Raw genomic sequence first — 12,555 nt, 5'->3', positions numbered from 1 at the left:
CCGTTGTTCCCGGTGGGTGCACAAGATCGTGCCGGATGTAGTACGCTGAGGCGGCCAAGGTCGATCGCCTTCACGGCGAACCCTTGGTCTAGGCCTGTTGCCGGAGGTCGACCCCCAGGGCTTCCGGTGACAGGCCCCTTACTTTTTCCCCGCATTTCGTCCTCTGAATGCGGTCGTTCGTATCGCCAACTACCGCATTCAGAGGACGAAACGCGTCAGGGCATCAGGGTGGCGGCCAAGGTGCCGCCCAGTTCGAAACAGGCTTCCAAATCCGCTTTGCCCGGTTCGCCGGTGACGAGCACCGGGGAAGCCGCGCTCTCCCACCCGAGTCCGGTCGTGATGGCCTCGATCCCGCGCACGGTGCCGGACGTGTCGTTGTTGCCGTGCACGAAGAACCCGAACGGCCGTCCCCGCGTGGAATCCAGGCACGGGTAATAGGCCGTGTCGAAGAAATGCTTCAGCGCGCCGGACATGTAACCCAGATTCGCCGGGGTGCCGAGCAGGTAACCGTCGGCCTCCAGGACGTCGGGCACGGTCGCGCCCAGCGCCGCGCGGCGCACGACCTCGACGCCCTCGATGTCCGGATGGTTCGCGCCGGAAAGCACGGCTTCGAACATCGCCTGCGTCGAGGGCGACGGCGTGTGGTGGACGATCAGCAGCTTCGGCATGTCAGGCCAGCCGGGACTCGATGTCGGTTCGCAGCGCGGACAGCCGCGCGTCCGCGGCGGCGCGCGCCTCGGCGAGATCACCGGAGACCGGCTCCTTGATCTGCAGGTACGCCTTCAGCTTCGGCTCGGTCCCGGACGGCCTGATCACGACGCGCAGGCCCTCGCCGGTCAGGCGGAGGACGTCGGCGTCGGGCAGGAGGTCCTCCATCGTTACGTCGGTGCCGCCCAATGACCCCGGGGGAGTGGCGCGCAGGCCGGCCATCAGCCGCTCCCGCACCGACAGATCGGTGACCCGCAACGAGACCTGATCCGTCACGTGCACCCCGTGCTTCACGGACAGTTCGTCGAGGACGTCCAGTGGCCCGCGGCCCGCCGCCCGCAGGGAAGCGGTCAACGACGCGGCGAACACGGCGGCGGCGATGCCGTCCTTGTCGCGTACGAAGCCGGGGTTCACGCAGAGACCGAGGGCTTCTTCGTAGGCGAAGACGAGCCCTTCGCCCGCGCGGACCAGCCATTTGAACCCGGTCAGGGTCTCCGCGTAGCGCGCCCCGGATTCCTTCGCGATTTCGCCGAGCATCGACGACGACACGATCGTCGTGGCCACCAGCGGATCCGCACTATCCACAGTGGACAGGACATGCCAGCCGAGGAGGACACCGGTTTCGTCGCCGCGCAGCATCCGCCACGAACCGTCCCGCTCGCGCACACCCAGCGCGCAGCGATCGGCGTCGGGGTCGAGCGCGATCGCCAGCTCCGCGTCCACTTCGGACGCCAGCGCCAGCAAAAGGTCCGTCGCGCCCGGTTCCTCCGGATTCGGGAAGGCGACCGTCGGGAAGTCGGGATCGGGTGCGGACTGCTCGGCCACCAGGTGGAGGTCGCCGAAACCGGCGCGTTCGAAAGCGGCGCGCAGGGTGTCCGCGCCGACGCCGTGCAACGCCGTCGCGGCGATCTTGACCTCGCGCTCCGGGCCACGCGGCAGAAGCGCGACCTTCGCGAGGTACGCGTCCAGGAGTTCGTCGCCCAGCACCTCGGCGCCCGGCTCGCGGGGCACGCTGATCGCCGGGGGAGCGGCTTCGATGGCCTGCTCGATGAGACCGTCCGAGGGCGGGACGATCTGTCCGCCGGACGCGTCGTAAAGCTTGTAACCGTTGTCGGCCGGGGGATTGTGCGACGCGGTGATCTGGATGCCCGCGACCGCGCCGAGTTCCAGCACGGCGAACGCGAGCACCGGGGTGGGCAGCGGGCCGGGCAGCGTCTTCACCGCGAACCCGGCGGCCGTCAGCACTTCGGCGGCGGCCTTGGCGAAGGCCTCCGAACCGTGCCGCGCGTCGCGGCCGACCACCACGACCCCACCCGAATGTCCTTGCGCGGCCAGCCAGGCCGCGACCCCGGCCGTGGTCCGGGTGACGACCGCGACGTTCATCCCGTTGGGGCCCGCGCGCACCGGGCCGCGCAGCCCGGCGGTGCCGAATTCGAGCGGGCCCGCCATCCGGTCCGCGAGTTCGTCCGCCGCACCGGCTTCGCCGCCCATCGCGCGCGCGAGGATGTTCTGCAGCTCGACGCGGGAATCGTCGTCCGGGTCGTCGGCGATCCAGCGGAACGCCCGATCCCGCAGCTCCGAAGTCAAGGAAGTCGTCACCGAGTCAGCCTACGGGTACGTTGGGGAGGGTGCGATTGATCTTCACTTCTCTGGTGAGTCATGGTCATCTCTATCCCCTACTACCGCTCGCCGTCGCCGCTCGCGACGCCGGGCACGACGTCCTGTTCGCCACGGGTGACGACATGCTCCCGGTGGTCGAAAAGGCCGGGCTGGCCGCGGAAAGCGCCGGATTCGGCATGCGCGAGGCGTTCGCCTCGTTCTTCGGCCCCGACGCCCAGCCCCGTGCCAAGGACGCCCCACCCGAGTCCTTCTATCCGGTCATCGGGCAGGTTTTCGGGAACGTGCTGCCGCAGCGGTTCGTCGCCGATCTCGCGCCGGTGCTGGAACGGCACCGCCCCGATCTCGTCGTCTACGAAAGCGGCAACGCCGGGGGCGCCATCGCCGCCCGGCTCGCCGGAATCCCCGCGATCGGGCACGGTTTCGGCCGGTTCTCGCCGGACGAGGTCATGGACGTCATCAATGGCCGTCTCGCGGAATTCGCGGCGGAAGTCGGTTTCGAGGGTGTGACCCTGCCGTCCTTCGGCGACCCGGTCGTCGACATCTGCCCGGAATCGGTGCAGGCGCCCGATTTCCTGGCGAAAGCGAACAGGATCCCGTTGCGTCCCGTCGGCTGGGCGGAGCCGGGAGACCTGCCGGCGGGCGTGGCGGGGCGGGACACGAGCCGCCCGCTGATCTATCTCACCCTCGGTACCGCTTTCGGTGACGAGGACGTGTTGAAGCGGGCCATCGGCGGGCTGGCGCGGATCGACGCCGACGTCATCGTCGCGGCGGGGCCGACGGTGCAGCCGGAGCAGCTGGGTGAAGTGCCCGGCAACGTCCGCGTCGAGGCGTGGGTGCCGCAGGTCGACCTCCTGCCGCACGTCGACCTCGTGGTCCACCACGGCGGCAGCGGGACGACGATGGGGGCCTTCGGCGCCGGGTTGCCGCAGCTGGTGCTGCCGCAGGGCGCGGACCAGTTCACGAACGCGGAAGCCGTGGTCGCGGCCGGTGTCGGCGCGCGGTTGCTCGGTGGTGACGCCGTCGAGGACGTCATCTTCGAGCAGGCGCGAAAGCTGCTCACCGACGAAACGGTCCTCGGCGCGGCGCGGAAACTCTCCGATGAGGTCGCCGCGATGCCGTCACCCGCGGAGGTCGCCCAGCGGCTTCCCGAGTTCGCCGGCTGAGAAGCGCGTGAAGGCCCCCTTCCCTCGGCTCAGCCGAGGGAAGGGGGCNACCGACGAAACGGTCCTCGGCGCGGCGCGGAAACTCTCCGATGAGGTCGCCGCGATGCCGTCACCCGCGGAGGTCGCCCAGCGGCTTCCCGAGTTCGCCGGCTGAGAAGCGCGTGAAGGCCCCCTTCCCTCGGCTCAGCCGAGGGAAGGGGGCCTTCACGCGCAAAGGGTTGTCAGGCGCGGGCGACGAGTTCCTTGAGCAGGGTGCCCATGCGGGTGGCGGACTGGCGTCCCGCCTCCAGGACCTCTTCGTGGTTCAGCGGTTCCCCGGTCATCCCGGCCGCCAGGTTGGTCACCAGCGAAAGCCCGAACACCTCGACCCCGGCGGCGCGGGCGGCGATGGCCTCCAGCACCGTCGACATGCCGACGAGGTCGGCGCCGAGCGTCCGCAGCATGTGGATCTCCGCCGGCGTCTCGAAATGCGGCCCGGTCAGTCCCGCGTAGACCCCTTCTTCCAGCGAAGGGTCGATCTCGCGGGCGAGGTCGCGCAGCCGCTTCGCGTACAGATCCGTCAGGTCGACGAAGTTCGCGCCGACGATCGGCGAGCGCGCGGTCAGGTTCAGGTGGTCGGAGATCAGCACCGGCTGCCCGACCCGGAAGCCCTCGCGCAGGCCGCCCGCGGCGTTGGTCAGCAGCACCGTCCTGGCGCCCGCCGCCGCGGCGGTGCGCACGTTGTGCACGACCGGGTCGATCCCCTTGCCCTCGTAGAAATGCGTGCGGCCCAGCAGGATCAGCGCGCGCTTCTCGCCGACGCGGACCGACCGGACGGTGCCCCCGTGCCCGACCGCGCCCGGCGCGACGAATCCGGGCAGTTCGCCCAGCGGGATCTCCGCTTCCGGCTCACCGATGACGTCCGCCGCCGGGCGCCAGCCCGAACCCAGCACGACGGCGATGTCGTGCTTCTCGACGCCGGTGCGTTCGGCGATGGCGGCGGCCGCCGCGACCTCGTTCTCACTCATGCGACGAGCGTATCCGGACGGTTCTGACGAGCAGGAACGCCACCAGGCCGAACGGGGACAGGAAGATCGTGAGCGCCAGGATCGGGCCGGTCACCAGCGGGTGGATCCGGTGCTCGCGGGATTCGAGGTACATCCAGCGGGCGATGAACAGGTCGAAGGCGATCAGATGGGCCCAGATCGTGGCCGCCCCGTACGGCGTGCCGGTGAACGCGCTGAGCACGTCGAGGTCGGGCCTGCTGACCGCTGCCCAGAGTTCGCCGAGATGCGCGATGGCGAGCACGAAGTACGGGATCAACGGCAGCAGCGGCGTCCAGGGCGAGGCCATGATCCGGCGGGTCCACGACCAGCCCGGCAGGAAGATCATCAGCAGCCAGAACGGCGCCGCCAGCGGGAAGGTCCAGGTGAACAGCGTCTCGGTGCTCATCGCGACGATGCCTCCAGTTCCCGCGCCGGCCGCCCGATCGCGATTAGCCCGCTAAAGGCGACTCCCGCCACGAGCAGGGCGAAGGCGGTCAGTGTCCGCGAGTCGGGGGCGACGATCGACTGGCCGCGCAGCGCCTGCCACGTGAGCAGGGCCAGAAGGCCCGCGTAGCCGACGCCGGAGATCACCACCAGCCGCAGCCTGAGGACGTCGTCGCGAAGCCGCGGGTAGCGCGCCGCCAGGACGCCGAGGGCGAGCGCGAGCAAGGGGAGGACCTGAAGCCCGTGCAGGCCGAGGAAATGCGGGATCCGCAGGTCGCCGCCGACCGTGCTCCAGCCGAGGATCGGCAGGCCGGGGCCGCCGTCGGGAAGCCCGACGGTATGCGCGCCGACCATCGCGGACTGGCCGGTCGCGTCGAGCATGGCCTGCTGGTCCGGGGTCGGGCTGGTCATCAGCGTGGCCAGCGAGAGCCCGAGCACGCCGAGGATCGCGCCGATCTTGGCCGCCCACGCCGTCGCCCGATCGGGGAGCCGGAGGAACAGGACGGCGATCGTCAGCACGAGGTTGACCACCCACAGCACGGCGATCGTCCCGGCCATGACGGCGAAGATCGTGGCGTCCAGCGGGGTCTCGTTGTTGAAGTGACTCGCGCGGACGCGAACGGTCTGGACCGCCATCAGCGCGTACTCGATGGTGAAGCACACGACGAGGACGTTCGTCAGCCAGTACGCGGTCCGCCGGAACTTCGGCAGGAGCGAGACGAGCCAGCTCCAGGTGAAGAAGTACAGCGCCGCGGAGAGGGCGAATTTGAACAGTTTCGCCCAGAGCGGCGCGCCGTTCAGCGTCCGCTGGTCGATCAGCATGGCCAGCACGCACAGCACGGTGATCACGGCGAAGGCCTGGGCCAGGCGATACGAACCGCGGTGCCAGGTGCGGGTTCTCTCGCGGAGATCGGTCAAGATGGTCATGGGTCCCTCCCAGAATGGATAGTCAAACTCTCCGTTATGGGAACCTAAGCTATCCACCCTGAGAAATCTTCAGGGATGCCCCTGGAACCGTCCCCGAGATCGGAGAACGCACGCGTGCGGATGGCCGAACTGAGCGAAAAAGCCGGGCTCCCGGTCGCCACGATCAAGTACTACCTGCGGGAAGGGCTGCTCCCGCCGGGGGAGCGGACCAGCCCCAACCAGGCGAAGTACGGCGAGGGCCACGTCCAGCGGATCAAGCTGATCAGGGCGCTGATGGAGGTCGGCGGCCTGTCGCTCGCGACGGTCGGAGAGGTGCTCGCCGCGGTCGACGCCGGGGAAGCCAGCCCCCACCACATCCTCGGCATCGCCCAGCAGAGCATCACGCCCCCGCGCCAGGTCGCCGACGACGAAGCCCGCGAATGGGCGCTCGCGACGGTCCGGGACCTCACCGAGCGCCGCGGCTGGCCCTGCAAAGAGGACGACCTGGTCATCCAGGCCCTGGTCGGCGTCCTGTGCACGATCCGCGAGGTCGGGCACGGCTGGTACCTCGACCACCTCGACGACTACGCCGAGATCGCCGACCGGACCGCCGAACTGGACTTCGAAGCGATCGCCGGGCTCGAGTCGCTGGAGCAGATCATCGAGATCGCCGTCGTGGAGACGCTTCTCGGGGACAGGCTGCTCTCGGTGTTGCGGAGGCTGGCACAGCAGCGTGCCTCGAAGGCGTACTTCAGCCGTCGACGATGAACGACAGCGCCACCGGCTCGAAGATCCCGGTCTTCGCCGAGTTCTCCTGCTCGATCGGCGACGTCACCGAGAGGATCCACAGATCGGTGCCGCCGGCGAACAGGTCCATGTACGTCGTGCGCGTGATGCTCTCGTTCACGGCGTCGCGGCTCCCGGCGGCGCGCTCGGTCGTCCGGTAGGTGTACCGCTGGCTGTCGTCGCCCCGGCCGGGCACGGTGACGGGGTCGCCGATCGGGGCGATCTCCGGATGCTGGCTCTTCAGCCAGCTGAAGTAGGCGGGCGGCGGGCTGTCGGCCAGGAAACCGGTCAGCCGCTCGACCCGGATGACCTGGCGGCCGTCCGGCGAGACGTACTGGACCACGGTGCTCGGCACCCCTCGCGTGACGTGCGGCGCGACGAACTTCAGCCAGCCCTCCGGGACACCGATGCTGAACCGGCCGCCCTTGAGGCCGTTCACCGTGCTGGCGTCACCCTGCTGCGTGATCAGTTTCGGCGGCGGCTGAGTGACGATCGTGTCGCCCTGCTGCACCTTCTCCGGTGGCCGCAGATCCTGTCCGCCGACGGCCCTGGCCAGCACGAATCCGCCGCCCGCGGCCAGCAGGAAGAGGACGACCGACGCGAGCGCCAGCACCACCGTGGCCACGGTGGACCGGCCAGGCGGGCGAGGCGGCGTCGGCGTGACGGTCGGCATCGGCGCGAGTTCGACGGGAGGCGCCGGCGCGGGCTGGTTCAGGAACGGCAGCGGGCCAGGGTCGGCGGCGAGTTCGGAACTCGTGCCCTCGCCCGGCTTTTCCGGCGCGACCGGCTTGATCACCTGGGTGTCGGTCGCGTCGAGGTGCGCGGTGGTCTTCTTGCCGTCGGGCGTGTGGAACAGCTCGGCGGGGAAGAGGTCGATGAGCGTCTTGGCCTGCAACGGATACAGCCGTCGCCGCACCTCGCGCAGGGTGATCCGCTTCGACGGCTCCTTCTTCATGAGCGCGCCGATCACGTCGGCCAGCGGGCCGGGGCCGGGCTTCGGCACCTTCCCGTTGACGACCTTGCCGACCGTTTCGAGCGGGTCGCCGTCGGCGTCGTAGGGCGGCGAGCCCTCGATGGCGGCGAACAGCGTCGCGCCGAGACCCCACAGGTCGGCGGCGGGGACGACGGCGCCGCCGGACGCGACCTCGGGCGCGATGTAGGCGGGCGAGCCCAGCATCATCCCGGTCCTGGTCATGGTGGCTTCGGAGACGTTGCGCGCGATGCCGAAGTCGGTGAGCTTGATGCGGCCGTCACCCGCGACGAGGACGTTGCCCGGTTTGACGTCACGGTGGGTGATGCCGGCGGCGTGCGCGGCTTCGAGCGCGGACGCCACCGCGATACCGACCGCCGCCGCCTGCTCCACCGTCAGCGGCCCGTGGTCGCGCAGGATATGCGCGAGGCTGCGCGACGGCAGCAGCTCCATGACCACGAACGGCTCGTCGTTCTCGCGCGCGACGTCGTGCAGGATGATCACGTTCGGGTGGCTCAGGACGGCGATCGCGCGGGCTTCACGCAGGGTCCGTTCGCGCAGTTCGTCGGCCTGCGAGGCCGGGACGCCGGGCGGGAGGCGGACCTCCTTGACCGCGACGGGACGGTGCAGGAACTCGTCGTAGGCCGACCAGACCGTGCCCATCGACCCTGATCCGATGACCGAGCGCAACCGGTATCGGCCGGCGACCACTCGCTTCTCGTCGCCGGGACTCTCGCTGGGCTCGGGGGTGTCGGACGGCACGGCCCAATTGTGTCGTATGCCCGTGTGACGGACCCATGCGCCGTGCCCTGTCGGAGTGAACAGGCCACCCCCTCGGCGCGACTAGCGTCACAGGTGACGCCACTTGTGGGCCGTTAGCATCGGTGGCTATGACGGAAGTGGCCGAGACGGAGTCAGTGCCGACCCGCGGCGAGCCCGACGCGCCCGAGGAGCTGGAGCTCGCGGCGGAGTTCCCGGAAGCGAGCCGGGACCAGTGGCGGGAACTCGTGGCCGGCGTGCTGCGCAAGAGCGGCGCCATCGACGAGTCGTTCGACGGCCTGCCCGAAAGCAAGCTCGTCACCCGGACGTACGACGGCCTGGAGATCCAGCCGCTCTACACCGCCGAAGACGCCGTCGACGGGACGGGTTTCCCCGGTCTTCCGCCGTTCGTGAGAAGCGCCCGGCCCGAGGGCGCGGTGACGACCGGCTGGGACGTCCGCGCCCGGTACGCGCGCCGTGACGCCAAGGCCACGAACGCCGCGATCCTCGCCGATCTCGAAGGCGGCGTCAGCTCCATCTGGCTGCGCGCCGGCGCGACCGGCGTCCCCGTCGCCGATCTGGGCGACGCGCTGAACGAGGTCTACGTCGACCTCGCGCCCGTCGTCCTCGACGCGGGTGACGAGTACGAAGCCGCCGCGAACGAGTTGTTCGCCCTTTTCGCCGAACGCGAGATCCCGGCGAGCGCGGTCACCGCGACCCTCGGCGCCGACCCGATCGGGTCGGCCGCGCGCACCGGTTCGGCGCGTCCGCTCGCCCCCGCCGCGGAACTGGCGGCGCGGGTCGCCGTCAGTCACCCGAAGGTGCGGACGATCGTCGCCGACGGCTTGCCGTTCCACGAGGCGGGCGGCTCGGATGCGCAGGAACTCGGCGCGACCATCGCCGCGGGTGTCGCGTACCTGCGGGCGCTCACCGAAGCGGGGCTGGACGTCGACACCGCGGCCGCGCAGATCGAATTCCGGCTCGCTGCAACGGCCGACCAGTTCCTCACGATCGCCAAGTTCCGTGCCGCGCGGCGGCTGTGGGCGCGCGTCACCGAGGTTTCCGGCGGCAAGGCGTCCGGCATGCGGCAGCACGCGGTCACCTCGCCCGCGATGCTGACCCAGCGCGATCCGTGGGTGAACATGCTGCGGACCACGCTCGCCTGTTTCGGTGCCGGGGTCGGCGGCGCGGACGCGATCACCGTGCTGCCGTTCGACGCCGCGATCGGCCAGCCGGACGCGTTCTCGGCGCGGATCGCGCGCAACACGCACGCGGTACTGCTTGAGGAGTCCAAACTGGCCGGTGTCATCGACCCGGCGGGCGGCTCCTGGTACGTCGAGAACCTCACCGAAGACCTGGCCAAGGCCGCGTGGCGCGAGTTCACCGCCATCGAGGCGGCGGGCGGGATCGAGGCCGAACTGGCCTCCGGCGCGCTCGCCGCACGGCTCGCCGAGACCTGGGAGAAGCGGTCGAAGCGCCTCGCGACCCGGCGTGATCCGATCACCGGCGTCAGCGAATTCCCCAACCTGACGGAGAAAACCGTCGTCCGCGACGCCGTCGAAGACCTGCCGGGCGGCGGCCTGCCCCGGCATCGGTACGCCGAAGCGTTCGAGGCCCTGCGGGACCGGGCGGATGCACAGCCGAGCCGTCCTCGCGTCTTCCTCGCCACGCTCGGCCCGGTCGCGGCGCACACCGCGCGGGCGAGTTTCGCGGCGAACCTGTTCCAGGCGGGCGGGATCGAGGCCGTGAACCCCGGCGCGCCAGAGGACGTCATCGCGGAATTCCGGGCCAGTGGAACGAAGATCGCCTGCCTCTGCGGAAGCAACACCTCTTACGCGGAGGAAGCCGACAGCGTCGCGAAGGCACTGAAGGAGGCCGGTGCCACGTCAGTGCTGCTCGCCGGGAAACCCGGCGACCACCCGGACGTCACGGGCTACCTGTACACGGGTTGCGACGCCCTGGAAATCCTGACCGGCACGTTGACCGAGCTCGGAGTGCAGTGATGACCATCCCGAACTTCGCCGGAATCGAGCTGGGCGGCCCTGAGCCCGCCGGCCGTCCTCAGTGGACCGAAGCGCTGCACGCCGCCACCGGCAAGGGGCCCGACGCCCTCGCCTGGGAGACGCCCGAAGGCATCGGCGTCAAGCCGGTCTACACCGCCGACGATCTGTCCGGAGTGGACTTCCTCGGCACGTATCCGGGTATCGCGCCGTATCTGCGCGGCCCGTACCCGACGATGTACGTCAACCAGCCGTGGACCATCCGCCAGTACGCGGGTTTCTCCACCGCCGAGGAGTCGAACGCCTTCTACCGCCGGAATCTCGCCGCCGGGCAGAAGGGCCTTTCGGTCGCCTTCGACCTCGCGACGCACCGCGGCTACGACTCCGACCACCCGCGCGTCGCCGGTGACGTCGGCATGGCGGGCGTCGCGATCGACTCGATCTACGACATGCGCCAGCTCTTCGACGGCATCCCGCTCGACAAGATGAGCGTTTCGATGACCATGAACGGCGCCGTCCTGCCGGTGCTGGCGCTGTACGTCGTCGCGGCCGAGGAACAGGGTGTCACGCCGGACAAACTGGCCGGGACCATCCAGAACGACATCCTCAAGGAGTTCATGGTCCGCAACACCTACATCTACCCGCCGCAGCCGTCGATGCGGATCATCTCGGACATCTTCTCGTTCACCTCGCGGAACATGCCGAAGTACAACTCGATCTCCATCTCCGGCTACCACATGCAGGAGGCGGGGGCGACCGCCGACCTGGAGCTGGCGTACACGCTCGCGGACGGCGTCGAGTACATCCGCGCCGGAGTGGAAGCCGGGCTGGACGTCGACAAGTTCGCGCCCCGGCTGTCCTTCTTCTGGGCGATCGGGATGAACTTCTTCATGGAGGTCGCGAAACTCCGCGCGGCACGACTCCTGTGGGCGAAGCTGGTGAAGGGTTTCGAGCCCAAGAGCTCCAAGTCTTTGAGCCTGCGGACCCACTCGCAGACGTCGGGCTGGTCGCTGACCGCGCAGGACGTCTACAACAACGTCGTCCGCACCTGTGTCGAGGCGATGGCGGCGACCCAGGGGCACACGCAGTCCTTGCACACCAACGCCCTCGACGAGGCGCTGGCGCTGCCGACCGACTTCTCCGCGCGCATCGCGCGGAACACGCAGCTGCTGCTGCAACAGGAGTCCGGCACCACGCGCGTGATCGACCCGTGGGGCGGCAGCGCGTTCGTCGAGAAGCTGACCTACGACCTCGCGCGCAAGGCGTGGGGCCACATCACCGAGGTCGAGCAGGCGGGCGGGATGGCGAAGGCGATCGACGCCGGTATTCCGAAGCTGCGCATCGAAGAGGCGGCGGCGCGGACGCAGGCGCGGATCGACTCCGGCCGCCAGCCGGTGATCGGCGTCAACAAGTACCAGGTCACCGACGACGAGCAGATCGACGTGCTCAAAGTGGACAACGCCGGCGTGCGGGCGCAGCAGCTGGAGAAGTTGCGGCGGCTGCGCGAAGAGCGCGACGAGGACGCCACGCAGGACGCGTTGCGGCGGCTCACGGCGGGCGCCGAATCCGACGGGAACCTGCTCGCGCTGGCCATCGACGCCGCCAGGGCGAAGGCCACCGTCGGCGAGATCTCCGACTCGCTGGAGAAGATCTGGGGGCGCCACTCCGGCCAGATTCGTACCATCTCCGGTGTGTACCGCGAGGAGGTCGGTAAGGCCGAAAACGTCGAGCAGGCGCGCGAACTGGTCGAGAAGTTCGCCGAGGAGGAAGGCCGCCGTCCCCGGATCCTGGTCGCGAAGATGGGCCAGGACGGCCACGACCGCGGCCAGAAGGTGATCGCGACCGGCTTCGCCGACATCGGCTTCGACGTCGACGTCGGCCCGCTGTTCTCCACCCCCGGCGAGGTCGCGCGGCAGGCGATCGAGGCGGACGTGCACGTCATCGGCGTCTCGTCGCTGGCGGCCGGGCACCTTTCGCTGGTCCCCGCGCTGCGCGCCGAGCTCGCCGAACAAGGCCGCGAGGACATCATCGTCGTGGTCGGTGGCGTCATCCCGCCGCAGGACTACGAAGAACTGCGCGCGGCGGGCGCGGCGGCGATCTTCGGGCCCGGCACGGTGATCGCCGAAGCGGCGATCGACCTCATCGGACAGCTGACCGCCCAGGAGTCCTGAACC

At 69.9% G+C, this 12,555-nt stretch carries 10 protein-coding genes; 4 read left to right on the top strand and 6 right to left on the bottom strand.

Annotated features, from left to right (window positions below):
* Positions 1-215: 215 nt before the first annotated feature.
* Together ACXIZN_RS28770 and ACXIZN_RS28765 are read right to left on the bottom strand one after the other, a co-directional pair.
* Positions 216-668: a flavodoxin family protein gene (locus ACXIZN_RS28770; protein WP_457958130.1), complete on the bottom strand. Its 453-nt coding sequence runs from the start codon at positions 666-668 to the stop codon at positions 216-218.
* 1 nt (position 669) lies between these two features.
* Positions 670-2,307, bottom strand: a complete 1,638-nt coding sequence (locus tag ACXIZN_RS28765; protein WP_457958128.1) for a phospho-sugar mutase — start codon at positions 2,305-2,307, stop codon at positions 670-672.
* Positions 2,308-2,336: 29 nt separating this feature from the next.
* Here ACXIZN_RS28765 and ACXIZN_RS28760 point away from each other — a divergent pair, with 29 nt between their 5' ends.
* Positions 2,337-3,491 carry a glycosyltransferase gene (locus ACXIZN_RS28760; RefSeq protein WP_457958127.1) on the top strand — a complete coding sequence of 385 codons (1,155 nt, stop codon included), beginning with the start codon at positions 2,337-2,339 and terminating at the stop codon, positions 3,489-3,491.
* Between the two features lie 221 nt (positions 3,492-3,712).
* Here the strand turns inward: ACXIZN_RS28760 and ACXIZN_RS28755 are convergent, their stop codons facing one another.
* The 3 genes from ACXIZN_RS28755 to ACXIZN_RS28745 are packed head-to-tail and all read right to left on the bottom strand — an operon-like array spanning position 3,713 to position 5,887.
* Positions 3,713-4,498 carry a purine-nucleoside phosphorylase gene (locus tag ACXIZN_RS28755; RefSeq protein WP_126735229.1) on the bottom strand — a complete coding sequence of 262 codons (786 nt, stop codon included), beginning with the start codon at positions 4,496-4,498 and terminating at the stop codon, positions 3,713-3,715.
* Positions 4,491-4,922: an ABA4-like family protein gene (locus tag ACXIZN_RS28750; RefSeq protein WP_457958125.1), complete on the bottom strand. Its 432-nt coding sequence runs from the start codon at positions 4,920-4,922 to the stop codon at positions 4,491-4,493. The genes ACXIZN_RS28755 and ACXIZN_RS28750 overlap by 8 nt, the downstream gene beginning before the upstream one ends.
* The gene (locus tag ACXIZN_RS28745; protein ID WP_457958123.1) at positions 4,919-5,887 is read right to left on the bottom strand and encodes a hypothetical protein; all 969 of its coding nucleotides are present in this window, start codon (positions 5,885-5,887) and stop codon (positions 4,919-4,921) included. The genes ACXIZN_RS28750 and ACXIZN_RS28745 overlap by 4 nt, the downstream gene beginning before the upstream one ends.
* A 75-nt stretch (positions 5,888-5,962) precedes the next feature.
* On the opposite strand from ACXIZN_RS28745, the gene ACXIZN_RS28740 reads away from it, so the two are divergent.
* Positions 5,963-6,634, top strand: coding sequence for a MerR family transcriptional regulator (locus tag ACXIZN_RS28740; RefSeq protein ID WP_457958121.1), 672 nt, complete (start codon positions 5,963-5,965; stop codon positions 6,632-6,634).
* On the opposite strand, the gene ACXIZN_RS28735 is transcribed toward ACXIZN_RS28740, so the two are convergent.
* Positions 6,618-8,384, bottom strand: a complete 1,767-nt coding sequence (locus ACXIZN_RS28735) for a serine/threonine-protein kinase (RefSeq protein ID WP_457958119.1) — start codon at positions 8,382-8,384, stop codon at positions 6,618-6,620. The two genes, ACXIZN_RS28740 and ACXIZN_RS28735, sit on opposite strands and share 17 nt — an antisense overlap.
* A gap of 128 nt (positions 8,385-8,512) precedes the next feature.
* Here ACXIZN_RS28735 and ACXIZN_RS28730 point away from each other — a divergent pair, with 128 nt between their 5' ends.
* Both ACXIZN_RS28730 and scpA read left to right on the top strand, forming a co-directional pair.
* On the top strand, positions 8,513-10,384 hold the full coding sequence (locus tag ACXIZN_RS28730) for a methylmalonyl-CoA mutase family protein (RefSeq protein ID WP_457958117.1): 1,872 nt from the start codon (positions 8,513-8,515) through the stop codon (positions 10,382-10,384).
* Positions 10,384-12,552 carry a methylmalonyl-CoA mutase gene (gene scpA, locus ACXIZN_RS28725; protein WP_126735224.1) on the top strand — a complete coding sequence of 723 codons (2,169 nt, stop codon included), beginning with the start codon at positions 10,384-10,386 and terminating at the stop codon, positions 12,550-12,552. Before ACXIZN_RS28730 ends, scpA begins: the two co-directional genes overlap by 1 nt.
* Positions 12,553-12,555 lie beyond the last annotated feature (3 nt).

The sequence above is a fragment of the Amycolatopsis sp. TRM77291 genome, from assembly GCF_054166285.1.
This window is presented reverse-complemented; position numbering and strand designations above follow the sequence as displayed.

What these genes read in the sequence shown, in the direction of transcription:
- ACXIZN_RS28755 (WP_126735229.1), bottom strand. Translation starts at nt 4,498, where the DNA reads ATGAGTGAGAACGAGGTCGCGGCGGCCGCCGCCATCGCCGAACGCACC.
- ACXIZN_RS28740 (WP_457958121.1), top strand. Translation starts at nt 5,963, where the DNA reads ATGCCCCTGGAACCGTCCCCGAGATCGGAGAACGCACGCGTGCGGATG.
- scpA (WP_126735224.1), top strand. Translation starts at nt 10,384, where the DNA reads ATGACCATCCCGAACTTCGCCGGAATCGAGCTGGGCGGCCCTGAGCCC.
- ACXIZN_RS28770 (WP_457958130.1), bottom strand. Translation starts at nt 668, where the DNA reads ATGCCGAAGCTGCTGATCGTCCACCACACGCCGTCGCCCTCGACGCAG.
- ACXIZN_RS28730 (WP_457958117.1), top strand. Translation starts at nt 8,513, where the DNA reads ATGACGGAAGTGGCCGAGACGGAGTCAGTGCCGACCCGCGGCGAGCCC.
- ACXIZN_RS28745 (WP_457958123.1), bottom strand. Translation starts at nt 5,887, where the DNA reads ATGACCATCTTGACCGATCTCCGCGAGAGAACCCGCACCTGGCACCGC.
- ACXIZN_RS28750 (WP_457958125.1), bottom strand. Translation starts at nt 4,922, where the DNA reads ATGAGCACCGAGACGCTGTTCACCTGGACCTTCCCGCTGGCGGCGCCG.